Raw genomic sequence first — 26349 nt, 5'->3', positions numbered from 1 at the left:
GGGTCTTTTTTGTTTTGCAGCCCGGTTTGGCATTGTCAGTAGTGGCAGCAATCCGCCACCCGAACAACTAGACCTAAGCCCAATTTGACGCAGCCAAGCTATCTTGACGACTGCTCGTGACGCAACCCGGCATCCGCTGCCGTCCCCGGCAGCGAGCGCTTATGTCGCATTGCGGCAATGCCATCAGCCTCTGCGCTGGGCAACGATGAACAGACGCCGGAACGGGAACAGCGTCTGCCCCGCAGCATTCTTCGGATACGCCTTCGCGACACGCGTCCCATAGGCCGCTTCGAAAGCGGCCTTCTCCTCGCCCTCGAGAATGTCGAGATAGCGCGTCAGCCAGGTGCCCTTGGTCCATTCCTTCACGGGGTTCTCGCCTTCCAGCACCTGAAGATATTCGGTCTCCCAGATGTCGATATTGGCCGACATCGGCGCGAGAAGATCGTGATAGAAGGCCGGCCCCTCGACCGGCGGCGGGGTGACGAGATGCTCGACCTTGGAGCGCCAGGGACCATCAAGCGCGGTCTCGCCGATCAGCACATGCGAGGGCGCGAGAAAATTGCGCGGCATCTGCACCGCGAGCATGCCGCCGGGCTTCACCTTCTCCATCACCGACGGGAAGAGTGCCGCATGATTGGGCAGCCAGTGCAGTGCGGCATTGGAATAGATCAAGTCATATTGCTGCGCCGGACGCCAATGGCCGAGGTCCTCATGCGACCATTCCACGTGAGGCGCGGCCTTGCGGCCGGCGGCAACCATCTCGGCCGAGCCCTCGACGCCGGTGACTGCCGCCTCCGGCCAGCGCTCCTTGATCAGCTTGGTGACGTTGCCGGCGCCGGCCCCGAGATCGGCGATCGCACGCGGGGCAAAATCGGGAATCCGCATCAGGAGGTCGACGGCGGGCCGGAGCCGGTGGCCGGAGAATTTCAGATATTGCTGCGGATCCCAGACCATCGTTCCAGCCTTTTCTTTTTCGTGTTTCCTTCAACGTGGCTCTTGGTTACCACTGCTCGTCCCGCTCAGGCAATTCGCATGGCCCGCGGGACGGGCAGGAAACGAGCAGCAACAAGCAAGAGCAAAAGCAAATAAGAGAGCGTGTAACCATGGACCTCGGGCTCACATCGAAAACCGCTGTCGTGACAGGCGCGAGCATCGGCATCGGCCGCGCCATCGCCAAAGGCTTGGCTGCCGAAGGTGTGCGCGTCGTCGGCGTGGCGCGGCGCACCGACCTGCTGGCCGAGCTGGCGAAGGAAGTCGGCTCCGGATTGATCACACCGCTCGAGCAGGACGTGATGGCCAAGGATGCAGCCGAGAGGATCGCCGCCTTCGCAGTGAAGGAGCTCGGCCATGTCGACATCCTCGTCAACAATGCCGGCGGCAGCCGTCCCCTGCCCGTCGATGCCCCCGACAGCAAATGGGACGAGGCGATCGCGCTGAACTTCACCAGCTACCGCCGCATCGCGCATGCGCTGCTGCCGCAGATGATCGAGCGCAAATGGGGCCGCATCGTCAACATCACCGGCAAGTCCGAGCCCGAAGGCCTCAACGCCGCCTTCGCCGCCAAGGCCGCCGTCCACGCCTGGGCCAAGGGCCTGTCGCGCGAGATCGGCGAGCACGGCATCACCATCAACTGCATCCCGCCCGGCCGCATCATGAGCGAGCAGATCCGCCGCAACTATCCGCCTGACTATCGCGAGCGCTTCGCCGAGGAAGAGATCCCGGTCGGCTATTGGGGCGAGCCGGAGGACCTCGCCGCGCTCGCGGTGTTCCTGGCCTCACCGGTGGCGCGGTACATCACGGGCACGGTGATCCCGGTGGATGGCGGCTTGCGGCGGTATCAGTTCTAGGAGCGCAGGTTCTTGATGCGCGTCCGAAATATTGCTGCGTCGCCGAAGAGTGGAAGCATCGACAACGTTGATTTGCGTCAAGGGCCGGTCATTTGCAAAGGCTGTCGATGATGACGTTCTAGACTTTCGCCGTGACGGTCCGCATGACGACCGGCCTTTGGAGTGAGCGCGGTGAGCGGTTGGACGCGTTGGGTGCCCGGCATCGATACACTTCGCCACTACGAAGCTGATTGGCTTCGGCACGATGTTTTCGCGGGTCTCGTGCTGGCGACCATGCTGGTCCCGGTCGGAATCGCCTATGCCGTGGCGTCGGGCCTGCCTGGCATCCACGGCCTCTACGCAACCATCGTCCCTCTCCTGGCCTACGCGGTGTTCGGTCCGAGCCGCATCATCGTGCTCGGCCCAGACTCGGCGCTGGCAGCCGTCATCCTCGGCGTCATTGTTCCGTTGTCCGGCGGTGATCCGGCCCGTGCCGCAATGCTTGCCGCCATGATGGCGCTCGTTTCAGGAGCTGTGCTCATTGTGGCGGGCATCGCGCGGTTGGGGTTCGTGACCGAGCTCCTCTCCAAGCCGATACGGTACGGCTACATGAACGGGATTGCGCTGACCGTCCTGATCAGCCAGCTGCCGAAGCTGCTCGGCTTCTCGATCGAGAGCCAGGGACCGCTGAGAGACCTGTGGGCGATCGCCAGCGGGATCGCCGACGGCAAGATAAATTGGGTCGCATTCGCAGTCGGACTTGGCACGTTGATGGTCATCCTGCTGCTCAAGGACAGCAAACGGCTGCCGGGAATCCTGATTGCCGTCGTGGGCGCGACCCTTGTCGTTGCACTACTCGATCTCGGAACTGGTCATGGCGTGAAGGTCTTGGGGCCACTTCCTCAAGGTCTGCCGGCCTTCTCCGTTCCCTGGATCGGCTATGGCGATCTGGTTTCGGTCGTGGCCGGCGGCTGCGCCATCGCTCTGGTCTCGTTCGCCGACACCAGCGTGTTGTCGCGAACCTATGCGGCTCGATTGGGCGACAAGGTCGATCCGAACCAGGAGATGGTGGGTCTCGGCGCGGCCAACCTCGCGACCGGCTTTTTCCAGGGCTTCCCGATCAGCAGCAGCTCCTCGCGTACGCCCGTTGCCGAGGCCGCCGGCGCGCGCACCCAGCTGACGAGCGTCGTCGGCGCGCTCGCTATCGCGTTTCTTCTGCTGCTTGCGCCGAACCTGTTGCAGCACCTGCCGAATGCCGCATTGGCGGCGGTGGTGATCGCAGCCGCGATCGGCCTGATCGAGATCAGCGACCTCAAACGAATCTACCGGATCCAGCGCTGGGAATTCTGGTTGACGGTGCTGTGCTTCGTGGGCGTGGCCGTGCTCGGCGCTATCCCGGGAATCGGCCTCGCCATCGCGGTGGCCATTGCGGAGTTTCTGTGGGACGGCTGGCGTCCGCACTCCGCCATTCTGGGGCGGGCGCACGGCGTCAAGGGCTATCACGACATCACGCGATATCCCGATGCCCGCCTGATCCCCGGACTGGTGCTGTTCCGCTGGGATGCGCCGCTGTTCTTCGCCAATGCCGAGTTCTTCAAGGAGCGAATTCTGGCCGCGATCGAGAAATCGCCAACACCCGTGCGCTGGCTGGTCGTCGCCGCCGAGCCGGTCACGAGCGTCGACGTCACCGCATGCGATACCGTTGCCGAACTGGACGAGGCGCTGCACGCCAGGGGCATCGAGCTCTGCTTTGCCGAGCTCAAGGATCCCGTGAAGGACAAGCTGAAGCGGTTTGGCCTGTACGCCCAGGTCGGCGAGGCGCAGTTCTTTCCGACCATCGGCTCGGCCGTCTCGAGCTACCTGGAAATCAACAACGTCGAATGGGAGGATCAGGTCGAGGTTGATTCGTAAGATGGTGGAGCGCAGCGAAACCCGTCGACAATGCCCGCCGTAAAACCCGATGGGTTTCGCAAGTGCTCCACCTATCCCACGCGCTGACCGAACTTCAACGAGAGATCCGCCAATTCAGCGTCGGGCCAGCAGGTGACATCGATCGCACAGCAAGAGACCGCCCGAAGGCGGTCTCGCACGCGGGAGAGAAGGCGCTCCGTCAAAGTTCAACCTGGATGGCAACGTTGGAGCGTACCCAATCCGATTGCCCGGCCTTCAGCCGCTTGGCTTGAAATTCAACAAAAGCCGGATCGGCACCCAGCGACGCCAAGGTCCGGCCATAAGCTTCTACATTATCAAAGCGAGCGACGAAGGCGTAGTTCCCGACCTCGCCGCCGATCACCGACCAAAAGCTGACATCGGCCCCGTGCTTCCTCCAGAGTGTCGCGCCGTCCTTTGCCAGCTGTAGGACGGTCGCAAGATCGCTACCGGGTCTTGGATGCGAAACGAACTGCATAATGACTGCAGGCATATTCCCCTCCAATAAAAAATAAGAATGATGGCGCCAGATGACCCGGCTGGTCATTTGGCCCGAGGAGAATTCCAAGCAGTGCACGCTCGAGCTTGATCTGGATCAATTCAATTTTCCGAGCCTGACGGCAGTCTGCCCGCCCTTGCGCTGAATGACGGCATTGCATGGAGATCGCCCATGACGGAGCAGCGCAATCGCGTTGTTCAGGTCAGCCGCTTCGGTGATCCCGAGACACTGGAGGTCGTCGACGCCCACCTGCCGACCGCTGGCCGCGGCGAGGTGCGCGTTCGCGTCCTCGCATCGAGCCTCAATTATACCGAAGTGTTGATCAGGCGGCATCTCTACCCGCAAACGATGCGGCTCCGTCCGCCATTCGTGATGGGCTACGATGTGGTGGGAGAAATCGATCAGCTCGGCGAAGGCGTGCGCGACTTTCAGATCGGCGACCGCGTGGCCGACATGACGGTGGTCGGGTCGAACGCCGCGTATCGCACGCTTCGGGCCACCGACCTGACCCGGGTGCCCGCAGGCGTGGACGCCGCCGAAGCGGCCGCGCTGATCTTGAGCTGGACGACCGCGTACCAACTTCTGCACCGCGCGGCCAAGGTCCAGCAGGGCCAGCGCGTTCTCGTTCATGGGGCTGCCGGCGCGGTCGGCCAGGCGCTGCTCGTGCTTGGGAGGCTGGCCGGCCTCGAGCTGTGGGGCACTGTACGCAGCGAGCACATGGCGCTCGTCCAAAAGCTGGGGGCAGCGCCGATCGACTACCAGCACGAGGACTTCACGCGGATTCTGCCGGGTGGGTTCGACGTCATCGTCGACGGCGTCGGCGAAAACGGCTATCGCCGCTCATACGCGGCGCTCAAGCCAGGCGGCCTGCTCTGTGCCATCGGCTTCTCGGCGAGCGTGCAGGCACAGCGTCGAATGCTTCCTATCGTGATGGAGATCGCGCGCCTGTACTTGTGGAGATTGTTGCCCGGCGGCAAGCGAGCCCGCTTTTACTCGGTCAATGCCATGCGGGCGCGACATCCCACCTGGTTCAAGGAGGACCTGAAGCAACTGTTCGGGCTTCTGGCAAGTGGTGCCATCCGGCCGCGCATCGCGGAGCGAATCTCCTTCGAGGAGGTCGCCGATGCCCACCGTCGTCTCGAGGCTGGCGGTCTCGAAGGCAAGCTCGTGCTCTGCCCGGATCTCTCCTCGCGACGCAGCCAGCGCGCCGCCTGACGCGACCGGCGGCTGGCGATAATATTACGATGAGGCCCTCGACTTCTGGCGCCCGAGGCGTCAGCGACGCTCTGAGCTAAAAGTCAGCCACGGGCCATGAGCGGCAGTCGAACTCAGTACGTGCTCTTGGTCCGGTGAACCATTGATAGCTGATATCCCGACGGCAGCTCAGGCCAACTCCGGGCATTCCTTGGAGCCGCAGTCCTCCGCTCTTGACGGTATGCCGATCGGGTCTTCAGACGAAACCGCCTGTTTCTCAAGCACCTCAGGTGGCGTAGAATGCAGTTGCCGTTGAAGCGGGATGTGCCGAAGTCGCCGTTCGGGACGAACGAGCAGAACTAATGCTGTCGGCAGGTACGCATCCTTAAGAGACCGCCCCTTTTTCGGTCTCGCATGACCATTCACAGTCCAAGAATGCGTGAGCCGCTTCTGCGGCGCCGCGTTGCAGTAACTTCAGGAGAAAGCGATGAGCAAGATCAATCGAAGGTCTGCATTGGGAATCGGGTTGGCCGCGGCTACCGCCGCCGTGATGAAGCCCGCCTCCGCTCAAACCGCGGGCTACAAGGATACGACGCCGTGGCCAGGAGTGGTGGTGCGTGAATACGAGGGCGAGACACCATCCCTCATCCCCGGTTTCAAGACCGTCTCGATGCGCGACGTCATCATGCAGCCGGGGTCGAAGACCATGGGCCCCCCGATGATGAATGCCATGGTTTGCCACATCACCGAAGGGGAGCTTCGGCTCGATCAGGAGGGAAAGGTCTTTACGGGCAAGAAGAACTTTGTCTGGACCTGCAACAAGGACACGAAAGAGCAGGCGTACAATGACGGAAACGTGGTCGCAATTATGAGGATCACGGACCTAAAAGCTTAAGGCTCGTTTCTTCGAGACCGATTTGCAGATGCGGATGGCGTATTCGACTAACCGCCAGTGGTTACCGAGGAGCAGCACGGGCGGTCTCAAGGATGCTGCGCCGCCGTAGACAGCACCGCGTAGGATGGGCAGAGCGCAGCGAAACCCATCGACAACATCCGACATGAAGCGTGATGGGTTTCGCAAGTGCTCTACCCATCCTACGGGCTACGGGCTGCTGCTACGTTCGCGGCGCCGGCTGCGACGGGGATGGCGTAGCAGGCTGTTGCGATGGTGTGGCGGGAGGTTGCTGCTGCGAGGTGACGGGCTGCTGATCACCGCCGCCATGCGGGACGCACGTCCCCACGTTGCTCAACAGCCGTTTGGCCTCGGTCTCGCGAGCTTTCTTGTAGTCCCTGCGCCGGTCAATTCTCGTCGCAGCCATGCGATCCCACGCGTCGAACGCATCGGCGTAGTGCTGTCGCATTTGTTCCTCAGCGGCGAGGCATTCACTGAACTTGTCGAACACCAGATCGGTATTGACGGGTGAGACGCCGCCAACCAGGACCACAAGCATCCATTTCATGGCTTCTGCCTACATTTGCGCCCGCTCACCGGGAACGACCAACCGTCGGCAAAGTTCCAGACTGGGAAGGGGCGTCAGCGCGCCGCCTGACGCGACGCGCCGGCACGGTACACCTGCGTCCCGGCTGATGAGCTGCAAGATAGGCGCACCGCGTAGGATGGGTAGAGCGCAGCGAAACCCATCGACACAGCCGACGTAAATCGTGATGGGTTTCGCAAGGGCTCTACCCATCCTACGGCCCTGTGGCTAACATCAGGGGCAGAGTGATCATTCACATCAAGGATCAAGGCTCGTGAACGCGAAGTCTTTTGCTAAGCTTGTTGGAATGGTCGCTATATCGGTGTTAGTGGCCACATTGCTTCTCGGTGGGAGCAAAGACGCGAACACCTTTGGTTTTGTTGGTCTCCTAGTAGCAACCTTCTGGGGAATTCCAGCCATCGTTGTGATCACGCTGTACCGCAATGTTGAAAGGCGCGATCATGATCGGTGACCTCTAAACGTCTGCTGGTCACAAACGATCTTCAACGAGAAGTACCTGGCAGGTCAGCTACCGGCTAACAGCTGACGTCGCGCGTCACTTTCCTAGCGTGGCGACAAACTGGCGGTGTCGCTCAAGCCACTCCGGCTTTTGCAAACCGATGACCTGCACGCAAAGCTCAACGCATTCATTGCAAATGGTACCGGCGGTTTGCTGGCCTTTTACGTTCACGGACACCGCGTTGACGACGGAAACAACTTCTCTCGGCTCCTTTCCACAAAAGGAGCAAACTAATTCCAAGTTCGCCATCCTCTGATCCTTCCGCCAGCCGAATTCGGTCACCCGGTGGTTCGCAGGTTGAGATGATCTTATACAACCATGCCGATGTCGGCGATGGGTCAAACGTGGTCTTTGATGAGAGGCGCTTGGCAGGTCGGTTACGGATCCAAAGCCGAAACGTCTGCCGAGCCGAAGAAACCTCGCTTTCGCCTCTGCAGCCGAGACTTGCGGCCCCTCTGCGCCCCGCTGCCATGCCCAATATGCTTGATCTAGATCAAGCCCGCCACGGCAGCGCCACACCGGAATGGGCCCGATGGCCGCGCAGAACGCGCCGCCTCCAGCCAAGGAGATGATCGATCATGACCTCCTCGAGTTCCCTGCGTACCCTCGTCCTCGCTGCGAGCGCCCTGCTTCTCGGCACCGGCGCCCAGGCCGGGCCGATTCCGACGCATCTTTCGACGATGAAAGCGATGGTCGATCAGACCACGACGGAAGTGCGTTGGGTTGGCGGCTGGGGTGGCGGCTACGGCTGGCGTGGCGGCTATGGCTATCGCGGCGTCGGATGGGGTTATCGCGGCGGTTACGGTTATCGCGGCTGGGGCTATCGCGGCTACGGTTATCGCGGCCTCGGTTATGGACTGGCCGGCGCCGTCGTCGGCGGCGCGATTGCGCGAAGCGCTTATTATGGAAGCTATGGCGGCTACTATGGCGGTTATCCCGCTTACGGCTACGGCTACCCGGCCGCGTCATATTATGATTATGGCAGCGACTATTGCGCGCCCTCCGGCAGCTACTGGGCCTACTAAAGCGCGATGAGATTTGGACGGATCGTCACCGCGCTTTAGGTTTTTGTTTTCTCATGATCTTTTCTGGAAAACCGCTTCGCACTTTTCCGGATCATGCCTTAGCGAAAGCGTATTCGCCGCGTCGGAGGATGGCTTGCCGCGGGCCACCATTCTCCGATGGGCCAATTCATATCGGCGGGCCGGCGAAGCTCATCCCTGGCCCGCCGGCGGGACGACATACAGCGTCAGTGCAAACACCGCATAGATGAAGATCATCAGGGCGCCGACGAACCAGGCCGAGCGTCCACTGGTGGTGATGAAGGCCGACGTCACCGTTGCAATCATCACCATGGTGACGGCGCCCGGCCAGAACTGCAGGTCCATCGGCTTCGGTCCCACGACGTAGCTGAGCAGCACCAGCGCGGGTGCGACGAACAGTGCGATCTGCGAGGCGCTGCCCAGCGCGATGCCGACGACCATGTCGAGCCGGTCCTTGCGCGCCGCGGCGAAGGCCACCGTGAACTCGGCGGCGGCGCCGACCATCGAGACGACGATGAAGCCGACAAAGGCCGGGCTCATCCCGAAGGTCTCCGCCGCCTTCTGCACCGATTCCACGAAGATTTCGCTGACCAGCGCGACCAGCACGGTGACGACCAGCAGCGTGCCGACGGCTAATCCGATCGGCCAGTGCGCCTCCTTGTCGTCGCCATGATCGGCGCTTGCAAACAATTCCTTGTGCGTTCCGAGCGAGAACAACAGGCCGAGCCCGTAAACGACGATGAGCAGGACTGAAATGCCGAGGCTGAGCTTGTTCAGGACGCCCCCGTCCTGCGGCAGGTGCGCGAGATCGGCGACTGCGGACGGCGCAAGCAGGGCGACGGTTGCCATCAGCAGCAGGCCGGACGAGAGCCGCGCGCCGGCGCGGTTGTACTCCTGCACGTGGTAGCGCAGGCCGCCGAGCAGCAGGCAGGCCCCTAACATGAACACCGCGTTGGTGACGATCGCGCCCGCAATCGAGGCCTTCACCAGCATGTACTGGCCTGCGTGCAGCGCCGCGATGGCGATGATCAGCTCCGTCAGATTGCCGAGCGTCGCATTGAGCAGTCCGCCCACGGCATCGCCGGTCTTCGCGGCGACCGCTTCGGTGGCGTGGCTGAGCAGCGCGGCCAGCGGCACGATGGCAAGCACGGCCAGCACGAACAGCAGCGTGTGGGAATGCGGGGCCACCGCCTCGGCCACCAGCACGATCGGCACGAACACCAGCATCCAGAGCAAAGGGGTATCCCGGATTTCCCTGAGCAGAGTCTGCATGTCGGCCGCCCTTTCCATCGCTGCGCTGATGGAAAGGTCCGGCGGCCGCGGGGGCGAGTATTGATCTGGCTCAACGGAGAGGGCCACCTCGCCGGGGAGTGCCGCCTACCGCCTATTCATGAAGCCGCGTTTGCCAGTCCGGAGGCACCGCCCCGGCGGGTCCAGGCACCGGCTGATCCAACGGACGCGATTGCGGGCCTTGAAGCTTCGGGCCGGCGAAAGCCTGTCCCGTGCGATAGTCGTAAAACCATCGTTCGCCCGGCTCGAAGCTCGTGATGATCGGATGACCTGTCGCCGCATTGTGTTTCGATGCGTGCTGATTGGGCGAGGCATCGCAACAGCCGATGTGACCGCATTCGACGCATCGGCGCAGATGCAGCCACCACCCGCCTGCAGCCGAGCATTCCACGCAACCCGTTCCGCTTGGCTTGGCTGCGAGGTTGATGCCATCCGGCTCAGGCTTCATAGGTCAACCCATTGCAAGTGCGCGCCGCCGGCGCAGATACATTCGCGCCGCGATCCGCCACGATAGCATCCTGCCAGTGTTTTGCCCGACGGGTCAACTTGATCGCGGCCGCGCATGCCGTCGCGACGCGTCGCGAAAATCCCTTATCGATCAAGGGCCGCTCTACTGTGCATGGGGTTGTTTTTCGACTTTTTTGTTTTAGTCCTCCAAAAACTCAGCAGCACTCACTCCGCCTGCAGGATCTCCGCGATCGCCGCCCCCGCCGCGATGGTGCCGAGCCTGCCGCCGACGTCGCGCGTCGCCCTGCCCTCACGAAGCGCCTTGGCTACCGCCGACTCGATCGCACGCGCCGCTTCCTCGTAACGCACGGCGCTCGTCTTCTCGCCATGCCAGGCCAGCAGCAGGGCCGTCGACAGGATCAGCGAGATCGGATTGGCGACGTCCTGGCCTGCGATGTCGGGCGCCGAGCCGTGCGCGGCCTGCGCCATGGCGTAGCGGTCGCCGACATTGAGCGAGCCGCCGAGGCCGAGGCTGCCTGACAGCTCCGCCGTGAGATCGGACAGGATGTCGCCGAACATGTTGGTCGAGACGATCACATCGAAGCGATCGGGGCTCCGCACCACATGCGCCATCATGGCATCGACCAGGATGTCGTCGACGTCGAGACCGGGATAGCCCTTCGCCGCCGCGCGGCAGATGTCGAGGAACATGCCGTCGCCGATCTTGAGCACATTGGCCTTGTGCACGATGGTGAGACGCCTGCGCCGCTTCATCGCGAGGCGGCAGGCGGCGTGCGCGATGCGCTCGCAGCACAGGCGCGTGATCCGGCGCAGCGAGATCACGACGTCGGGCGTGACCAGCATCTCGCCATTGCCCTGCTCCATGTTGCGGTCGGCGTAAAAACCTTCGGTGTTCTCTCGGACGACGACGAGGTCGAACGCGCCGAGCCGGCCGGGCCGCCCCTCATAAGTGCGCGCGGGCCGGACATTGGCATAGAGGTCGAGGTTCTTGCGGAAGTGCCTGGACGGGTTGATCTCGCCATGCGCCTCGTCCTTGAAGTCGAAGGTCGCGGTCGGCCCCAAGATGAGGCCGTCGGCGGCGCGGACGATGTCGAGCAGTTCGGGCCGCACGGTCGTTCCTGATAGCTTCAGGCTCGCATGCCCGACCGCATGCTCCTCCAGCCGCAGATTGAGCTGGAAGCGTTCGGAGGCCGCGCGCAGCACGCCCGATGTCGCGGTCGTGATCTCGGGGCCGATGCCGTCACCCGGCAGAACGACGATTTGCATGGCGTTTCCCTGTCATTGCGGCAGCCGACGCGATCATACGCCAGAGCGCAGCCGCATCGCCTCACCTTCGCGCATACACAGCATGCAAGCATATGCCTGTGGCAGCGGCCTTCGGCGTAGTACATGCCAAAAGTCCGTTTTAGCCACGCCGCCGGAGCAACGCGCTCACGCAATGACAATCACGTTACCTGCCGCAGCGCGCGAGCCCGACCACATCACCGCCGACGGCCTTCCGGCTGCGCAGCGGCGCTGGGCGATTACCGCGATCTTCACCGCGCTGGCGATGGCCTCGCTCGACACCGCGATCGCCAACATCGCCCTGCCCGCCATTGCCGCCGACCTGCATGTCACGCCGGAGCAGTCGGTCTGGGTGGTCAACGTCTACCAGATCGCGCTGGTGGCGACGCTGCTGCCGCTCGGGGCGCTCGGCGAGATCGTCGGGCATCAGCGCATCTATCTCGGCGGCCTGATCCTGTTCACCATCGCCTCGCTGTTCTGCGCGGTGGCGTGGTCGCTGGACAGCCTGCTGGTCGCGCGCACGCTGCAAGGCCTCGGCGCCAGCGGCATCATGAGCGTCAACACCGCGCTGGTGCGCTTCGTCTATCCCGGCAGGATGCTGGGCCGCGGTTTCGGTCACAACGCGCTCGTGGTCGCGACCGCCTTCACCTTCGGCCCCTCGATCGCCTCCGCCATCCTCGCACTCGGCCCGTGGCCGTGGCTGTTCGCGGTCAACATCCCGTTCGGCCTGGTCGCGATCGGCATCGGCTTTGCGATGCTGCCGAAGACGCCGCGCGCCGATCACGGCTTTGACTTCCTCGGCGCGATCCTGGCGTCGGCCTGCCTCGGCCTGTTCATCACCGGCATCGGCAGCGCCGCGCACAATCTGTCGCCGGTCATCGTCGGCATCGAGCTGGTCGCGGGCATCGCGTTCGGCTTCATCCTGACGCGTCGCCATGCCGACCATCCCGCGCCGATGCTGCCGATCGACCTGTTCAGCCGTCCCATGTTCGCGCTGTCGGCGGCGACCGCGGTGTGCTCCTTCGCCGTGCAGGGCCTCGCCTTCGTCTCGCTGCCGTTCTATTTCGAGGACGTGCTCGGGCGCTCCCAGGTCGAGACCGGCTTCTTCATGACGCCATGGCCGCTGGTGGTCGGCATCATGGCGCCGATCGCAGGCCGTCTCTCCGACCGCCATGCCGTCGGCCTGCTCGGCGGCATCGGCCTCGTGCTGCTTGGCCTGGGCATGGCCTTGCTCGCGATGCTTCCGTCCAACCCCGCCATCCCCGACATCATCTGGCGGATGGTGATCTGCGGCATGGGATTCGGCTTCTTCCAGGCGCCAAACATGAAGGCGGTGATGTCGAGCGCTCCGCCCCATCGCAGCGGCAGCGCCTCCGGCATCGTCGCCACCGCGCGCCTGACCGGCCAGACCACGGGCGCGGCGCTTGCCGCGCTCTGCTTCGCGCTTGCCGGTCACGACGGCGCAACCGTCGCGCTGGCCCTCGGCGCGGGCTTTGCCGCGCTCGGCAGCGTCATGAGCTTCTTGCGGCTCGCGGTGAAGTAAACCGCTCAGGCCAGGTGCCGGGCCGCCGTCACGTCAATGGCCGCCGCGGGGACGACCGGCTCGTCATCGATCGCAGCGAGGCGCGTATCGATGGCTTCGATGACCTTGCGCGAGAACGGCCCGAGATGCGCATAGGCCGCGATCATCTGCACCGCGATCCGCGCCGATGAGGTGTCGCGCTTTGCGCAGTTCATGAAGGTCTGCCACAGCGGCCCGCGCGCCTCGGGAAGCGCGCTGACCACGCGGTGCACCGTTTCCATCGCGCCGAGCCTGGCGCGGATGTCTCCTTCGGCGAGTTCGGGGCGCTGCCTGGATCGGTCGAGCAGCGTCATCAGGCGGTCGACGCGCCGCGCATACGCCGCCGGGCTGTAGATGTGCTCCAGTACCCGCTTGTAGTCCATCAGGATGTCGCGCAACGGGCGGACCGGATCGAAGTTGATGCCGGCAGTGCACTGATCGGCACCGATGGTCGGCGCCACGTCGTGGCCCTGATGCAGCCGGCCCTCGCGCTCGAGGCGCCGCGTCAGCTGCGTGTTCGGCAACGCGTAGAGCAGGCCGACCATGGCGACCGGAATCGCGGCCTCCTCGATGAAATCGATCATCGCCTCCGCCATCGAGACCTTCTCGTTGTCGAAGCCGACGATGAAGCCCGCGGTGACGAGTATGCCGGCGGCGTAGATCTTGTGGATGCTCTCGGCGATGTTGCGCCGCGTGTTCTGCTTCTTGCGCATCGCGACCAGCGTCGCGGGATCCGGACTTTCGATGCCGACGAAGATGCCGAAGAAATTTGCGGCTCCCATCAACTCCAGCAATTCAGGATCGTCGGCGAGATTGACCGAGGCCTCGGTCGACAGCTCGAAGGGATAGTTGTGGGCGCGCTGCCACTCGGCGAGCTGCGGCAGGAACTGCCGCAACGACTTCTTGTTGCCGATGAAATTGTCGTCGACGAAGTCGAGATGGCCGCGGTAGCCCATGTTGTAGAGCGTCTCGAGCTCGACGAACATCTGCTCGGTCGTCTTGGTCCTGGGCACGCGGCCATAGAGCTCGATGATGTCGCAGAATTCGCAGGTGAAAGGGCAGCCGCGCGAATACTGCACGCCGATATAGAGATAGTCCTCGAATTTGAGCAGGTCGAAGCGCGGCACCGGCGTCTTGGTGACGTCGGCCTGGAATTTCGGCGCGGTGAAGACACCGGAGCGGGCCCCGCCCTCCCAGGCGGCGATGAACTCATCGATGACGCCCTCGGCCTCGCCAAGCACCCGGAAGTCGGCCCGCTCGTAGATGTGGGGGCTGGAGGTGGGATCGGGGCCCCCGACGACCACCGGCTTGCCGGCGGCGCGGCAGAGCTCGATCAGGCGCAGCGTATCGGACTGTTGCGGCAACATGCCGCCGGTGAAGACGACGTCGGCCCAGGCGAGGTCGTCGTCGCCGAAGGCTTGCGTGTTGCAGTCGATCAGCCGGACTGTCCAGCTCTCGGGCAGCATCGCGGCAACGGTGATGAGGCCCAAAGGGGCGGCAGGGCGCTTGACGCCCATCACCTTGCAGGATTCGCCAAAGCTCCAGAAGGACTCTGCCGAAAACAGCGGATAGAGCATCAGCACGTTGGGACCCGGCACCTTCATGGAACTCCTGTTGCGTCGGGTGCAGTGTAGCAAAGCATTTCCGTCTTGCACCCCGGCAAAAGGGACAAACTGTCGCCGCAACGCGGCGGTAATTGGGCCAAGAACCTGCGTTCATGGCCGGGTGTCGCTTCAGGCCGCATATCTGGCATTCCGGGGGGCTGGAACCCGGCCCGCCCCGGGGTGAGCCGATCAGGCGCGCTCGGTCGCCAGCATCTTCCGGCTGCTCGCCAGGACATCGCTGCACCAGGTGAAGAACGCGCCGAGAAACTCCCGGCCGGCCGCATCCGTGCGGGCATGCTGCCGCAAGGTCTCGAACCCCTTCTCCATCCGGGATGCATTGCGCGCGAGCAGCGCACGGATGTCGCTGCGAACGAGCGGGTCCTCCTCCTGCTCCAGCATGTGCACGTCCAGCTGGGTGACGTGGATGAACGAATATTGCGCGTGCAGCACCGCCGTCATCGGGCGCGGCCGGTCGACCACGATCGGGCTGGGATAGAGCTCGTCCTGCGGATTGCTGATGATCCGGATCGCATTCTCGTTGGCGACGCCGAATGCCCGCAGCTTGTGATGCGCCATTTCATGAACGATCGCCTGCGCGGTCGCGAGCGGGCAGTTCACCGTCAGGCCGATGACGCCGAATCGCGCATCGACCGAGTGGCTGGCCGAACCGAGGCGGCCGGGCCCTTCGGTCGGCTGCTCGGTGTCGTGATAGCACTGGATCGTATGCACGATGTCAGGCCACTGCCTTGCGGCGAGCGGCCAGCGGCGGACGTAGTGAAGCGCCTGCTCCATTGCCGGGGCCGCTTGCGCGTCGGGGACGAAGCGCGGCGCGGGCAGCAATGGATCCTCGGTGCGAAGGGCAACCCTGCCCTCCGCGATGGTCGGCGCGCCGTTCGCCGGAGTCCGCTGCGGCGGCAGCGGTCGCCACGGCGCCGGCTCGCTTTCGATCAGGCCGAGGGCAACGGCGGTGTCGTAGCCATCGGCCTGCGGTCGTGCCGTGCGTTCCCAGTCAATCGACGTCACATCCATGGCGCGTTCTCCTTCGAACCGGTCAGTGCAGGCGATCATTCGCCGGCGAGAGCGCCGCAGAGACTCTCGCTGCCCGTCCAGGCAACAAGGCGAGCCCCATCGCTGCGGCATACGTAGTCATGTCCTTGAACCGGTGCAGCGAGCGGTCGGTGCCAATCACGATCACCGTTTTTGCGATCGCGCGGACCGCGGCCAGCGCGTCGCGGCCGCCAAGCTGGTCCGGATCGACGAAGGCTAGGTCGACTCCTTCGGGTACAAGGCGCGACAGCGCCGCAAGCGCCTCGAGGCTGGACCCGCCGAGCACCGGCAGGGAAGCGCCGAGGCGCCGGCGCGCGGCCTCCACTGCCGCAGCATCTTCCTCGGTGCCGTACAGTCTCAGCTTAGGCTTCGTTTGCGCGATCAGCTCCAGCAGGAGCCCGTCGCCGCACCCGACATGCACGGCTGACGTGGCGCGGCGCAACGCGGCGGTCTGCTCCCACACCACCGTGCTGAAGCGCGAGCGCATGGCGAAGGGGCTTTCGAATCCGGCCGCTTCAAATCCATTGCCGAGTTCGGCGAGGATGTTGGCGTTGTCCGCGGGTTCGACCGGCGCGGCCTTGCGTTTTTCCGGGCGTCTCACCGCGTGACGCAGCGGCCGAGCCCGCGCCGTTCCCTCGTCGGAGAGCCACGTGCAGCGGAAGGCCGCCGTCGTGACCTCTGCGATGCCGTTGACCACCGAGGCATCGACGGCCCAATCGGCGATCTCTTCGAGCCATGCCATCTCTTCGACAAATCCGAGTTCGCCGCCGAGATCGAGGAACGCGCGGGAACGATCTCGCGTCGCGGAGCAGTGCGCCGAACACGGCGCGTGCCGTACCGGCCCCAGTCCCAGAACCGCGAGCGCGAGGTGGGCCGGCATTCGCGCCTTGTCGTCGCACGCGAGAAGGCTCGCCAGCGGATCGCTTCCGCCGTGCCGGAGGTAATTCGCCCAGGACCTTGTGCAGCAGGAGGGATAGCCGAACCGCATCGCCGCTTGCTCCAGTCCATCCGACGCAGGCTCCGCGATCGATGTATCCAGCGGCGCAGCGCCGATCAGGAACGCATAGTCGAGCAGCTGCTTCGGCTCGTCGATCGATGCCTCAAGCGGCCAGTCCGCAGCATAGCCGAGCGACGCCTTGACCGGCTTCGCTTCGAGACCGATCGCGCGTGCCTGCGCCGTCAAGGCATCGACGCCATCATAGCCAGTCCACACCAGCGTCGCCGGAAGGCGCCCTTGGCGCACCATCTCGAATTCGATCGCGAGCGCGGCATGCCAAAGACATTCCAGACGCGGCTGCCAGAGCGTACGGGCTTGCGGCCCGCTGAAGCTGATGCGTTGTGCAGCCGCCTTGGCGGCAACAGGCTCGCGCGGGGTCGCCGCAAGCGGAGGACGCGGCCATGTCAACCAGGCGGACGTCATGGTGCGTCCGCCTGCTGGATCAGCGAATGCAAGGTCGGATTGTCACCGATCGACCAGGCCGCGATCATCTTGGCTTCGAGGTCGGAGCGGCGGTCCGACCGGCTGATCACGGTTTCCCCGTTCGCCTGAAGCTCGGTCTCGATGTCCTCGAACAGACCGAACCATACCGGGCAGTCGACCGAGCGCATCCGCCAGTCTCCCCCGATCGCCGTGCCCGGACAATTGCCCTTGCACGCGAGGAAGAACCGGCAGCCCTGGCATCCGCCATCGGCCTGCGGCGTGCGATAGAGCGAGAGCTGACGCTCGAACGCCTCGCGGCTCGCGCGCAGATGGGTCACGCCGTCCTTGTTGGTTCGGCCGCAATTGCCGAGCCGGCCGTCGCTCTCGACGCCCACCACGGCGCGGGTCGCATAGGGATCGCAGGCATGGAATACGCACGAGGTGCGGGCGTCTTCGCCCCGGAGCATCGCGGCCATCTCGGCGAAGATGTCGAACTGAACTGACGGCAACTCCCGTTCGAGCCGGCACAATCGCCGTAGGGCCGCCAGGTTCTCCTGCGCGGTGAGTGCGAGACCCTCGCCGGCCTCGGTTTCGTCCTGCTCCAGCAGATGCAGGCGCAGCTTGCGCACACCGAGCCCGCCCAAAAATCCGATCCAGTCGCACAGCACGCCCAGCCGATCCGGCGCAGCGTTCATCCGGTTCAGCGTCACGATTACATTCGGCGGCATACCTTCCCGGCACAGCGTCTCGATCGCGGCCTCGATGCGGGCGGTCGCGCGCCGCGTTGCCGCGAGGCTGCCGGCCCAGCGGGCATCGTTGAGCGGTCCCGGTCCGTCGATCGAGATGCCGATGCGCACGCGATATTTCCTGAAGAGCTCGATGTCGCACTCCTCGATCAGCGTGCCGTTGGTCTGCATGCCGACACCGCCGTGACGGTCGAAGCCGAGCTGCATCAGGCGCTCCAGATCGGACCGGCGCGTCAGCATGATCTCGCCGCCGAACAGGCTGAACGGCTCCGCCAGCCTGTCCAGCGTCGCCATGATCGCGTCGAGATCGTAGCGCGTCGGAACGTTGCCGGCGGTGCGGATGCCCTCCTGATAGCAGTAACGGCACTTGATGTTGCACTTGTCACCGAGCGGGCGGACTTCGACGGTCATGGCTGCACCCGTTCCAGGTCTGCCGGCTCGTCGTGGACGTCCAATAAGGCCGCGCGAACAGCCGTGCGTTCGCGTGGCAGGACGAATCCGAGCGGAAACTCGGCGCGGGCATCGGCGTCAAAGATCTCGCGGCCGGCCTCCGTGACCAGCGACAGCATCCGACCCTCGATCTCGACCGCGAACCGCCGAGCCAAAACCGCGTCCATCGCGGCCTCGACCGACGCTGCATCGAAACGATCTGCGAGCTGCGCAACGGCGCTTGGCCGCGTGCAGGGATTGCGCAGCAGATTGAGCACGGCAATCTCGGCCGGCGCCGGGCAATAGAACGGCTGAAGCGCGCATGCCCGCGTATCGCTGACGAGATGGGCAGTGCCGACAGCCGTCATCGTCAATTGCGGCGCGAAGGGCTGGTCGAACCAGCGCGTGCGCCATGCCGCGCTCGCGGTCTTCAGCGCCGCCAGATCCTGCTCGCGCGCGGCGTCGGGGGCATCGCCCTCGAAGAAATAAGCGAGGTTCGCGAGATCCTCGTCCGGGACGTCGTAGATCGCGCCATAGGCCGGCATCGGCGTGACATTGCGAAAACCGAGCTCTGCGGCGCGCTCGAAATTGGGGCTGAAGCGGTCGAGGCGAATGCGGCCGCAGCCGACCGGCGGCTGCAGATGTTCCAGCAGCGGGACCATCTCGGCGACAGTGTCGTAGGCCTCGGGCGGCTCTCCGGGGAAGCCATAAAGGATCGACCAGACCAGTCCGACGCCGAGCTCGCGGCAATTGCGCAGCAGACGCAAATTGAGCAGAGCGCTCACGCCCTTGCGCATGAGATGCAGCACCGGATCCGACAGGCTCTCGATGCCGGGCTGCAACCAGACCGTCCCCGCGAGCGCCAGCGTCTCGAGCTGCGCCTCGTCCATGTTGGCCTTGATCTCGTAGAAGAAACGGAAGCCGCGCGCCGGGCGCTCGGCGAGCTGTCCCAGCACGCCGTCGATGTGGGACATGCCCAGGATGTTGTCGGTCGCGGCGAACCTGTTGATCCCGAACTGAGCATGCAGCGTCTCGACCTCGTCGAGCACGCGCGGCGCCGACTTGGCCCTGAACGCCATGCCCTCCCCGTTCAGGCCGCAGAATGTGCAATGGTGTTTCTGGCCCCACCAGCAACCGCGCGAGGACTCGAACGGGATCGAGGGCCGCACACGCGCGGCTTCGGACAGCCCGGCCAGTTGCGCGAAATAATCGGCGTAGTCGGGAATCGGCAGCGCATCCATCGCGGTCGGACCGGCCGCTGCACCCGTTGCGGGCTGGTCGCGCGACAGGCATCCCGGCAGGCCGCGGGGCTGTTCGCCGCGCAGGATCGCCTCCACGGTCGGGCCGAACACGGTATCGGCCTCGCCATTGAAGACGTAGTCGATCTGCGCAAAATTCTTCAGCAGCACCGCGCCCATCGGACCGTGGCAATTGGCGCCGCCGAAGCAGACCACGACTGACGGATCGCGCGCCTTGACCGCGGCCGCAATCGCGAGCGAAGCCGCCGTCTGCTCGAACATCGAGGTGAAGCCGATGATTTTGGGATTTCGCTCGAGCAGCCGGTCGGCTGCCTCGGCGACGAAAGACGGGATCAGGTCGCGGCGGATCTCGTAGAGCTGCTCCAGCCCCTTGCGCGCGATGGCGGTGCCGAGCTCGCGGATGTGGCGCTGCACCTGCGGCCGGTCGGGCCGCCCGCCCAGGCAATCGCCAAACAGCCAGTCGCCGGCCAGGAGCTGGCTCGGGAGCTTCTCCGCAAGCTGCTCGTTCAAATCGAGCCCGATGCGGTCGGCGAACATCAAATTCAGATAGAGCGTCTCGGCGCGAATGCCTCTCTGCCGCAGCAGCGCCTGCAACAGGCCGAGCGCCGCCGACGGCCGCACCACGGACATCACCGGTGCCGAGCAGAAGAGGACATCGGTGCTCATGGGACGGCCGCGATGTTGGCAGGCACCGGTTGTCCGTCCAGCAGGATCTCGCAGGTCTCGATCTGGCCGCGGCGCGTTTCGGCAGCTTCGCGCACCCGCGCCAACAGCTCCGGCGAGCGGAAGATGCGATCGCATGCGGTGCAGATGCCGTCAAAGTCCTCCGCGCGCATCGGTACGGGGTCGTCGGCCGTGACAGCGGCGAGGATGGCGACGGGTCCTTCCAGCCGGATCCATCTATAGAGCGGGTCGTCCGCGGCCGCGCGCATGGCGGCTTCAATCCCTTCCTTCTCGATATGCCCCACCTTCAACGAGTCATAGTGAGGCAGCACGCCGCAACACGGCCGAATCCCGCCCTCATGATCGACCGTAACCGTATGAAGAACGGACTCGCAGGGACCGCGATAGGCCGAGGCATGATGAACGCGCCCGGCCTGCGTGTCCGCGTCCGTGCCCTCGCCGCGGCCCGTCGAATTGGCGACGGTCTCATAGATGTTGATGCCGGGCTCGTCCTGAAGACCGAGATCGGCGCGCAGGCTCGCGGCGGTGATCTTCGAGCCCGCTTCAACCACCACCGCGATCCGAAGCAGCAGGCCGCACTCACGCGCTGCCGCCACCGCGTTAGCAATGAAATTGAGCGGCACGAACTCGGCATGGGGATCGTCGTAAGACAACGTCATTTCGGTGAGGCCGGCCGTGCGCAAACGCCGGACGGCCGCCGTCGCGCGCGCGGGCGACTTGGCCCAGAATGCGCTCGTGGTGATACCGGCGCGCAAGCCCAGTGATGCCGCCAGCGCGACGGCCTCGGCAACGATATCGGCATGCAGCATCGGATCGCCACCGACGAAATGAACGATCTCCATCGACGGGATTTCTGCGGCCTGGCGAATGCAGCGATGGACGTCAGCGGCGGACAGATGGCCGCCGTGAAACATGTCAGAAGAAAAGCAGCAGTGCGAACATTTGAGCGGACATTTCAGGGTGACGTTGAGAACGAGATTGGCGGGCGTCACCCTCGCCGCACGAAAATCGGATAAGAATTGTGCGCCGAACGCCATGGCCGACGACCTCATATCCCGGCTGCCCGGCGAACCGGTCAGCCGGCCATCATGATCTGCCGACGAGATATTTGCCGACGCGGGATCAGAGGATGTCGATATGGATCGTTCCGGCCTGCACGCCGCCGCTCCGCGTGGCGAGCTTGCTCCGCAACATTGTCGCCGTCTGGTCGTCGAGCTGAACGCCAACGCTGCTCAGATACGAGACGGGATCCTTGCTGACGTCGCTGGCAAGGCCGAGCAGGTCTGCGTGTGTCGTGAGTCCAGAAGGCGACTTGGCTTTGAGATCGTTACCTGACGCGAGAACTTTTTCGAGATCAATCGTGACGATGCGGCCCATGGCACTTCTCCCTTAGGATGGACTAATGATCCACCAAACGCAAAGGTTGTACAACGCCCTGGGTTAGTCAAATTAATTCTGTGCGGCCAAGCGCTGCGGCCATGCACCGCCGTTCACACGCCGCAACACCGCGCGCCCAACATTCTTCCCCGCGCGTTTCGATCTCTTTGACGGCCACCCCTCGGACTCTTGATTTGAACAGTTCCAATTTGCCGGACACATTGCGCCCCTGAGTCTAATCGGTGGATTGGGCCAATCAGGGGACTGCGATGGCAAACCTAACAATCAACGGAAAAACCTTCACACTCGACGTCGAGCCGGATACGCCGCTGCTCTGGGCGATCCGCGAGAATGCCGGCCTGTCCGGCACCAAATACGGCTGCGGCATCGCACAATGCGGCGCCTGCACAGTCCACCTCGACGGCGTGGCGATGCGCTCCTGCGGGATCACGGTCAGCGAGGCCGAGGGCAAGAAGATCACCACGATCGAAGGGCTCGCCGTCGGCGGCACGCTGCACAAGGTGCAGGAAGCCTGGATCGCGAAGGACGTTCCTCAATGCGGCTATTGCCAGAGCGGCATGATCATGGCGGTGGCGGCGCTGCTGAGCGAGAAGCCGAAGCCGACCGATGCCGATATCGACGAGGCCATCACCAATATCTGCCGCTGCGGCACCTTCCAGCAGGTGCGCGAGGCGATCCACACGATCGCAAGCGCCTAAGGAGCCGCCTCATGAACAAGCACGTCTCTCCCAAGATGAATCGTCGTGCCTTCGTCATCGGCAGCGCTGCTGTCGGCGCGGGCCTGGCAATCGGGCTCGACATCCCCTTCGGCGGCCCCACTGTGGTGCGCGCCGCTGACGGATCGCCCGAGATCGGCGCCTGGGTCGTGGTCAGGCCCGACGACACCGTCGTGATCCGTATCGCTCGCTCCGAGATGGGCCAGGGCTCGCTCACCGGCCTCGCGCAGCTCGTCGCCGAAGAGCTCGAATGCGACTGGTCGAAGGTCACCACCGAATATCCGACACCCGGCCAGAGCGTCGCCCGCAAGCGCGTCTGGGGCGATTTCTCCACCGGCGGCAGCCGCGGCATCCGCTCCTCGCAGGACTATGTCCGCAAGGGGGGCGCTACCGCGCGCGTGATGCTGATCGAGGCCGCCGCCAATGAGTGGAAAGTGCCGGCCTCCGAATGCACCGTTGCCAGGGGCGTCATCACCCATAAGGCATCGGGCCGGACCACGACCTACGGCAAGGTCGCCGAGGCCGCCGCAAAGCTGACGCCGCCAGCCGACGTCAAGCTCAAGGATCCCAAGGACTGGACCATCGTCGGCAAAGGCCTGCTGCGGCTCGACACCGCCGACAAGACCACCGGCGCCATGACTTACGGCATCGACGTCAAGCTGCCGGGCATGCTGAACGCCGCGATCAAGGACTGCCCGGTGTTCGGCGGCAAGCTGAAGAGCTATGACGAGGCCAAGGTCGCGGGCATGAAAGGCGTCAAGAAGGTCGTCAAGGTCGGCGATACTGCGGTCGCGGTCGTGGCCGACACCTGGTGGCACGCCAAGACCGCGCTGGAGGCGCTGCCGATCGTCTGGGACGAGGGCGACAACGCCAAGGTCTCCAGCGAGTCGATCGCGAAATGGCTGGCCGAAGGCCTCGACGACGGGCAGCCCGCCTATGTCGGCAACAAGAACGGTGACGCGAAGGCGGCAATCGCCGGAGCCGCGAAGAAGGTCGAGGCTGTCTACAGCTATCCCTACCAGAACCACGCCACGATGGAGCCGATGAACGCCACCGCGCTCTACACCGCGGACAAGTGCGAGGTCTGGTGCGGCACGCAGAACGGCGAAGCCGCCTTCGCGGCGGTGCTGGAGGCTTCCGGCCTGCCGGCGGAGAAGTGCGACGTGCACAAGGTGATGCCCGGCGGCGGCTTCGGCCGGCGCGGCCAGACCGACTATGTCCGCCAGGCGGTCATGGTCGCCAAGCAGATGCCGGGCACACCGGTCAAGCTGCTGTGGTCGCGCGAAGAGGATATGGCGCACGGTCGGTATCACCCGATCACCCAGTGCAAGATGACCGGTGCGTTCGATGCCAACAACAACCTCGTCGCGCTGCACTACCGTCTGTCCGGGCAGTCGATCCTGTTCTCGCTCCGCCCCGAAGCGCTGCAGAACGGCATGGATCCGGCGGCATTCCAGGGTGTCGCCCAATCCGGCGAGGCCGCGATCGGCTATTCGGTGCCGAACCTGCTGGTCGAGCATGCGATGCGCAATCCGCACGTCCCGCCGGGCTTCTGGCGCGGCGTCAACGTCAATCACAACGCGATCTACATGGAATGCTTCATGGACGAACTCGCCCATGCCGCAGGCCAGGACCCCCTGGAGTTCCGCCGCAAGCTGATGGGCAACCATCCCAAGCACCTGGCGGTGCTCAATGCCGTTGCCGAGAAGATCGGCTGGAATACACCGGCGCCGCAGGGCGTCTATCGCGGCATCGCGCAGGTGATGGGCTACGGCAGCTATGTTGCCGGTGCTGCCGAGATCTCGGTGACCGAGGGCAGCAAGATCAAGGTGCATCGCATCGTCGCCTCCACCGATCCCGGCTACATCGTCAATCCGGCGCAGGTGGAGCGGCAGATCGCGGGGTCCTTCGTCTATGGCCTCTCGGCGCTGTTCTACGGCGGCTGCACGGTCAAGGACGGCAAGATCGAGCAGACCAACTTCGACACCTACAATTCGATGCGCATCAACGAGATGCCGAAGGTGGAATCGGTGATGGTGCCGAGCGGCGGATTCTGGGGCGGCGTCGGCGAGCCGACCATCGGCGTCGCGGCGCCGGCGGTGCTCAACGCCTACTTCGCAGCGACCGGCAAGCGCATCCGCTCGGTGCCGCTGCGCGACCAGAACATCACCTTCGCCTGAAGCAACATGCTGCGGCGGCGAGAGATTGCCGCCGCAGCCCTTTCCAGATGCCCCTGATGACCACGCGCCCGGTGACACGGCGCAATGCCGTGTTCGGCATCACCATGGCGGCCGCAGCGTTGGCGCGGCCATCGATTTCGCACGCGCAATCCACGGGACGTATCGTCGTGGTCGGCGGCGGTTTCGGCGGCGCGGCTTGCGCCCGCGCGCTGAAGCGCGCGCAGGGAGATTTGCAGGTCATCCTGATCGAACCCAACGCGATCTTCACCCCCTGTCCCTTCAGCAACGAGGTGATTGCGGGCCTGCGCGATATCGACGCGCAGCGATTCGGCTACGACAAGCTCGCAGCGGATGGCATCACCGTGATCGGCCAGGCCGTGACCGCAATCGAGCCGGACCGGCGCAGCGTCATGACGACTGACGGCGTCGCGCTGCCTTACGACCGTCTCGTGCTCTCGCCCGGCATCGACTTCCATGTCGAGGCCCTGCCCGGCTACGACGAGACCGCATCGGAAAAGATGCCGCATGCCTGGAAGGCCGGCGCGCAGACGCTGTTGCTCCGCCGACAGTTGGAGGCGATGGAAGACGGCGGCACGGTCGCCATTGCGATCCCCGCCAATCCCTCGCGCTGCCCGCCGGCGCCCTACGAGCGCGCCAGCCTGATCGCACATTACCTGAAGACGAAGAAGCCGCGTTCGAAAGTGCTGATCCTCGACGCCAAGGACAGTTTCTCCCAGCAGCGGCTGTTCGAGAAGGCGTGGAAGGAGCTCTACGGCGACATGATCGAGCGCATCGGTCTGTCGCAAGGCGGCCGCGTGACCTCGGTCGATGCCGCGACCAGGACCATCGTCACCGAATTCGGCAACTACACGCCTGAGGTCGCCAACGTCATTCCGCCGCAGCGTGCCGGGCGCATCGCCGAAATCGCGGGCGCAGCGGACCACACCGGCTGGTGCCCGATCGATCCTGTGACCTTCGAGTCGAAGCTCGTTCCGAACATCCACGTCATCGGCGATGCCTGCCTCGGCGGCGGCATCCCGAAATCGGCCTCCGCTGCGAGCGCGCAAGGCAAGGCCTGTGCCGCGGTGATTGTCGCTTTGCTCGCAGGTCGTGCACCGGAGGCGCCGCGGCTGACCGGCGTCTGCTACAACACCGTCGCTCCCGGTTACGGCTTCTCGCTCGCCGGCAATTACCAGCCCAGAGGCGATATCTTTGCCGAGGTCGAAGGCGGCACGACGAGCCCGGTCGATGCTCCGCGCGAATTGCGCGCGCGCGAAGCAACTGAAGCCGAGCGCTGGTTTCAAACCATCACGGCGGACACCTTTGGCTAGATCATCGGTCCATATCGCAGCCCTGATCGCCGCCAGTCTCGCCTGCAGCGCGAATGCGGATGAGCTCGTGCCCTACAAGATCGTCGGCGACAGCATTCCGCAATCGCTCACCGGCGCGCCCGGCGATGCCGCGCGCGGACGCGCGCTGGTGCTGGCGCGCACGACCACCTGCATCCTCTGCCATTCCGGTCCGTTTCCGGAAACACGGTTCCAGGGCGACCTCGCGCCCGATCTCGCCGGCGCCGGGAACCGGTGGTCGGCGAGCCAGTTGCGGCTTCGGCTGGTCGATGCGTCCCGCTTCAATGCGGAGACCATCATGCCATCCTATTATCGCAACGACGGCCTCGTCCGCGTCGGGCGCAATTTTGCCGGCAAGCCGATCTTGTCGGCTGCGGAGATCGAGGACATCGTGGCTTTTCTTGCAACGCTTCGGGACTAGGCTC

25 protein-coding genes are annotated in these 26349 nt (G+C 64.7%); 11 read left to right on the top strand and 14 right to left on the bottom strand.

The window, feature by feature from the left end:
- Window positions 1-183 precede the first annotated feature (183 nt).
- Complete coding sequence (locus JQ603_RS25635; RefSeq protein ID WP_212343460.1) at window positions 184-954, bottom strand: methyltransferase domain-containing protein; 771 nt, start codon at window positions 952-954, stop codon at window positions 184-186.
- A 149-nt stretch (window positions 955-1103) separates the two neighbouring features.
- On the opposite strand from JQ603_RS25635, the gene JQ603_RS25630 reads away from it, so the two are divergent.
- Together JQ603_RS25630 and JQ603_RS25625 are read left to right on the top strand one after the other, a co-directional pair.
- Window positions 1104-1847: an SDR family NAD(P)-dependent oxidoreductase gene (locus tag JQ603_RS25630; RefSeq protein WP_212343459.1), complete on the top strand. Its 744-nt coding sequence runs from the start codon at window positions 1104-1106 to the stop codon at window positions 1845-1847.
- Window positions 1848-2018: 171 nt separating this feature from the next.
- Window positions 2019-3737, top strand: coding sequence for a SulP family inorganic anion transporter (locus JQ603_RS25625; RefSeq protein ID WP_212343458.1), 1719 nt, complete (start codon window positions 2019-2021; stop codon window positions 3735-3737).
- Window positions 3738-3936: 199 nt separating this feature from the next.
- Here the strand turns inward: JQ603_RS25625 and JQ603_RS25620 are convergent, their stop codons facing one another.
- The gene (locus tag JQ603_RS25620; RefSeq protein WP_212343457.1) at window positions 3937-4302 is read right to left on the bottom strand and encodes a hypothetical protein; all 366 of its coding nucleotides are present in this window, start codon (window positions 4300-4302) and stop codon (window positions 3937-3939) included.
- Window positions 4303-4425: 123 nt separating this feature from the next.
- On the opposite strand from JQ603_RS25620, the gene JQ603_RS25615 reads away from it, so the two are divergent.
- Both JQ603_RS25615 and JQ603_RS25610 read left to right on the top strand, forming a co-directional pair.
- Entirely contained in the window at window positions 4426-5469 is a 1044-nt protein-coding gene (locus JQ603_RS25615) for a medium chain dehydrogenase/reductase family protein (protein ID WP_212343456.1), read from the top strand.
- 466 nt (window positions 5470-5935) lie between these two features.
- On the top strand, window positions 5936-6343 hold the full coding sequence (locus tag JQ603_RS25610) for a hypothetical protein (protein ID WP_212343455.1): 408 nt from the start codon (window positions 5936-5938) through the stop codon (window positions 6341-6343).
- A gap of 220 nt (window positions 6344-6563) precedes the next feature.
- Here the strand turns inward: JQ603_RS25610 and JQ603_RS25605 are convergent, their stop codons facing one another.
- The gene (locus JQ603_RS25605; protein WP_212343454.1) at window positions 6564-6908 is read right to left on the bottom strand and encodes a hypothetical protein; all 345 of its coding nucleotides are present in this window, start codon (window positions 6906-6908) and stop codon (window positions 6564-6566) included.
- A gap of 292 nt (window positions 6909-7200) precedes the next feature.
- Here JQ603_RS25605 and JQ603_RS25600 point away from each other — a divergent pair, with 292 nt between their 5' ends.
- The gene (locus JQ603_RS25600) at window positions 7201-7398 is read left to right on the top strand and encodes a hypothetical protein (protein WP_212343453.1); all 198 of its coding nucleotides are present in this window, start codon (window positions 7201-7203) and stop codon (window positions 7396-7398) included.
- A gap of 84 nt (window positions 7399-7482) precedes the next feature.
- Here the strand turns inward: JQ603_RS25600 and JQ603_RS25595 are convergent, their stop codons facing one another.
- Window positions 7483-7695, bottom strand: a complete 213-nt coding sequence (locus JQ603_RS25595; RefSeq protein WP_212343452.1) for a ClpX C4-type zinc finger protein — start codon at window positions 7693-7695, stop codon at window positions 7483-7485.
- 329 nt (window positions 7696-8024) lie between these two features.
- Here JQ603_RS25595 and JQ603_RS25590 point away from each other — a divergent pair, with 329 nt between their 5' ends.
- On the top strand, window positions 8025-8471 hold the full coding sequence (locus tag JQ603_RS25590) for a hypothetical protein (protein ID WP_212343451.1): 447 nt from the start codon (window positions 8025-8027) through the stop codon (window positions 8469-8471).
- A 189-nt stretch (window positions 8472-8660) separates the two neighbouring features.
- Here the strand turns inward: JQ603_RS25590 and cax are convergent, their stop codons facing one another.
- The 3 genes from cax to JQ603_RS25575 all read right to left on the bottom strand — a co-directional run bounded on the left by cax (window position 8661) and on the right by JQ603_RS25575 (window position 11513).
- Window positions 8661-9761, bottom strand: coding sequence for a calcium/proton exchanger (gene cax, locus JQ603_RS25585; RefSeq protein ID WP_212343450.1), 1101 nt, complete (start codon window positions 9759-9761; stop codon window positions 8661-8663).
- Window positions 9762-9873: 112 nt separating this feature from the next.
- Window positions 9874-10227: a UBP-type zinc finger domain-containing protein gene (locus tag JQ603_RS25580; protein ID WP_212343449.1), complete on the bottom strand. Its 354-nt coding sequence runs from the start codon at window positions 10225-10227 to the stop codon at window positions 9874-9876.
- A 224-nt stretch (window positions 10228-10451) separates the two neighbouring features.
- A complete protein-coding gene (locus JQ603_RS25575; protein WP_212343448.1) occupies window positions 10452-11513 on the bottom strand; it encodes an isocitrate/isopropylmalate dehydrogenase family protein in 1062 nt (353 codons plus the stop codon).
- Window positions 11514-11685: 172 nt separating this feature from the next.
- Here JQ603_RS25575 and JQ603_RS25570 point away from each other — a divergent pair, with 172 nt between their 5' ends.
- Complete coding sequence (locus JQ603_RS25570) at window positions 11686-13074, top strand: MFS transporter (protein WP_212343447.1); 1389 nt, start codon at window positions 11686-11688, stop codon at window positions 13072-13074.
- A gap of 5 nt (window positions 13075-13079) precedes the next feature.
- On the opposite strand, the gene JQ603_RS25565 is transcribed toward JQ603_RS25570, so the two are convergent.
- From JQ603_RS25565 to JQ603_RS25535, 7 genes are all read right to left on the bottom strand, one after another.
- Window positions 13080-14696, bottom strand: coding sequence for a B12-binding domain-containing radical SAM protein (locus tag JQ603_RS25565; RefSeq protein WP_212343446.1), 1617 nt, complete (start codon window positions 14694-14696; stop codon window positions 13080-13082).
- A 189-nt stretch (window positions 14697-14885) separates the two neighbouring features.
- Complete coding sequence (locus tag JQ603_RS25560; protein WP_212343445.1) at window positions 14886-15725, bottom strand: aKG-HExxH-type peptide beta-hydroxylase; 840 nt, start codon at window positions 15723-15725, stop codon at window positions 14886-14888.
- A 22-nt stretch (window positions 15726-15747) separates the two neighbouring features.
- Window positions 15748-17163, bottom strand: coding sequence for a hypothetical protein (locus JQ603_RS25555; protein ID WP_212343444.1), 1416 nt, complete (start codon window positions 17161-17163; stop codon window positions 15748-15750).
- Complete coding sequence (locus JQ603_RS25550) at window positions 17160-18320, bottom strand: radical SAM protein (protein WP_212343443.1); 1161 nt, start codon at window positions 18318-18320, stop codon at window positions 17160-17162. The genes JQ603_RS25555 and JQ603_RS25550 overlap by 4 nt, the downstream gene beginning before the upstream one ends.
- Window positions 18317-20263, bottom strand: coding sequence for a RiPP maturation radical SAM C-methyltransferase (locus JQ603_RS25545; RefSeq protein ID WP_212343442.1), 1947 nt, complete (start codon window positions 20261-20263; stop codon window positions 18317-18319). The genes JQ603_RS25550 and JQ603_RS25545 overlap by 4 nt, the downstream gene beginning before the upstream one ends.
- Window positions 20260-21318: a radical SAM protein gene (locus JQ603_RS25540; RefSeq protein ID WP_212343441.1), complete on the bottom strand. Its 1059-nt coding sequence runs from the start codon at window positions 21316-21318 to the stop codon at window positions 20260-20262. The genes JQ603_RS25545 and JQ603_RS25540 overlap by 4 nt, the downstream gene beginning before the upstream one ends.
- Window positions 21319-21403: 85 nt before the next feature.
- The gene (locus tag JQ603_RS25535) at window positions 21404-21658 is read right to left on the bottom strand and encodes a hypothetical protein (RefSeq protein ID WP_018646167.1); all 255 of its coding nucleotides are present in this window, start codon (window positions 21656-21658) and stop codon (window positions 21404-21406) included.
- Window positions 21659-21927: 269 nt separating this feature from the next.
- Between JQ603_RS25535 and JQ603_RS25530 the strand changes: the two genes are divergently transcribed.
- From JQ603_RS25530 to soxX, 4 genes are read left to right on the top strand one after another with little or no spacing between them, the layout of a single operon-like run.
- The gene (locus tag JQ603_RS25530) at window positions 21928-22377 is read left to right on the top strand and encodes a (2Fe-2S)-binding protein (protein WP_212343440.1); all 450 of its coding nucleotides are present in this window, start codon (window positions 21928-21930) and stop codon (window positions 22375-22377) included.
- 11 nt (window positions 22378-22388) lie between these two features.
- Window positions 22389-24575, top strand: coding sequence for a xanthine dehydrogenase family protein molybdopterin-binding subunit (locus tag JQ603_RS25525; RefSeq protein ID WP_212343439.1), 2187 nt, complete (start codon window positions 22389-22391; stop codon window positions 24573-24575).
- 47 nt (window positions 24576-24622) lie between these two features.
- A complete protein-coding gene (locus JQ603_RS25520; RefSeq protein ID WP_212343438.1) occupies window positions 24623-25906 on the top strand; it encodes an NAD(P)/FAD-dependent oxidoreductase in 1284 nt (427 codons plus the stop codon).
- Window positions 25899-26345 carry a sulfur oxidation c-type cytochrome SoxX gene (soxX, locus tag JQ603_RS25515; protein WP_212343437.1) on the top strand — a complete coding sequence of 149 codons (447 nt, stop codon included), beginning with the start codon at window positions 25899-25901 and terminating at the stop codon, window positions 26343-26345. Before JQ603_RS25520 ends, soxX begins: the two co-directional genes overlap by 8 nt.
- Window positions 26346-26349 lie beyond the last annotated feature (4 nt).

The organism is Bradyrhizobium liaoningense (genome assembly GCF_018130825.1).
In the GTDB taxonomy this organism is placed as follows: domain Bacteria; phylum Pseudomonadota; class Alphaproteobacteria; order Rhizobiales; family Xanthobacteraceae; genus Bradyrhizobium; species Bradyrhizobium liaoningense_B.
Note: the sequence above shows the minus strand (reverse complement) of the source record. Positions and strands in the feature narration are given on the sequence as shown.

Coding starts and splice junctions, on each gene's coding strand:
- JQ603_RS25635 (WP_212343460.1), bottom strand. CDS start 954: ATGGTCTGGGATCCGCAGCAATATCTGAAATTCTCCGGCCACCGGCTC.
- JQ603_RS25630 (WP_212343459.1), top strand. CDS start 1,104: ATGGACCTCGGGCTCACATCGAAAACCGCTGTCGTGACAGGCGCGAGC.
- JQ603_RS25620 (WP_212343457.1), bottom strand. CDS start 4,302: ATGACCAGCCGGGTCATCTGGCGCCATCATTCTTATTTTTTATTGGAG.
- JQ603_RS25615 (WP_212343456.1), top strand. CDS start 4,426: ATGACGGAGCAGCGCAATCGCGTTGTTCAGGTCAGCCGCTTCGGTGAT.
- JQ603_RS25610 (WP_212343455.1), top strand. CDS start 5,936: ATGAGCAAGATCAATCGAAGGTCTGCATTGGGAATCGGGTTGGCCGCG.
- JQ603_RS25605 (WP_212343454.1), bottom strand. CDS start 6,908: ATGAAATGGATGCTTGTGGTCCTGGTTGGCGGCGTCTCACCCGTCAAT.
- JQ603_RS25595 (WP_212343452.1), bottom strand. CDS start 7,695: ATGGCGAACTTGGAATTAGTTTGCTCCTTTTGTGGAAAGGAGCCGAGA.
- JQ603_RS25590 (WP_212343451.1), top strand. CDS start 8,025: ATGACCTCCTCGAGTTCCCTGCGTACCCTCGTCCTCGCTGCGAGCGCC.
- cax (WP_212343450.1), bottom strand. CDS start 9,761: ATGCAGACTCTGCTCAGGGAAATCCGGGATACCCCTTTGCTCTGGATG.
- JQ603_RS25580 (WP_212343449.1), bottom strand. CDS start 10,227: ATGAAGCCTGAGCCGGATGGCATCAACCTCGCAGCCAAGCCAAGCGGA.
- JQ603_RS25575 (WP_212343448.1), bottom strand. CDS start 11,513: ATGCAAATCGTCGTTCTGCCGGGTGACGGCATCGGCCCCGAGATCACG.
- JQ603_RS25570 (WP_212343447.1), top strand. CDS start 11,686: ATGACAATCACGTTACCTGCCGCAGCGCGCGAGCCCGACCACATCACC.
- JQ603_RS25565 (WP_212343446.1), bottom strand. CDS start 14,696: ATGAAGGTGCCGGGTCCCAACGTGCTGATGCTCTATCCGCTGTTTTCG.
- JQ603_RS25560 (WP_212343445.1), bottom strand. CDS start 15,725: ATGGATGTGACGTCGATTGACTGGGAACGCACGGCACGACCGCAGGCC.
- JQ603_RS25555 (WP_212343444.1), bottom strand. CDS start 17,163: ATGACGTCCGCCTGGTTGACATGGCCGCGTCCTCCGCTTGCGGCGACC.
- JQ603_RS25550 (WP_212343443.1), bottom strand. CDS start 18,320: ATGACCGTCGAAGTCCGCCCGCTCGGTGACAAGTGCAACATCAAGTGC.
- JQ603_RS25545 (WP_212343442.1), bottom strand. CDS start 20,263: ATGAGCACCGATGTCCTCTTCTGCTCGGCACCGGTGATGTCCGTGGTG.
- JQ603_RS25540 (WP_212343441.1), bottom strand. CDS start 21,318: ATGGCGTTCGGCGCACAATTCTTATCCGATTTTCGTGCGGCGAGGGTG.
- JQ603_RS25535 (WP_018646167.1), bottom strand. CDS start 21,658: ATGGGCCGCATCGTCACGATTGATCTCGAAAAAGTTCTCGCGTCAGGT.
- JQ603_RS25530 (WP_212343440.1), top strand. CDS start 21,928: ATGGCAAACCTAACAATCAACGGAAAAACCTTCACACTCGACGTCGAG.
- JQ603_RS25525 (WP_212343439.1), top strand. CDS start 22,389: ATGAACAAGCACGTCTCTCCCAAGATGAATCGTCGTGCCTTCGTCATC.
- JQ603_RS25520 (WP_212343438.1), top strand. CDS start 24,623: ATGCCCCTGATGACCACGCGCCCGGTGACACGGCGCAATGCCGTGTTC.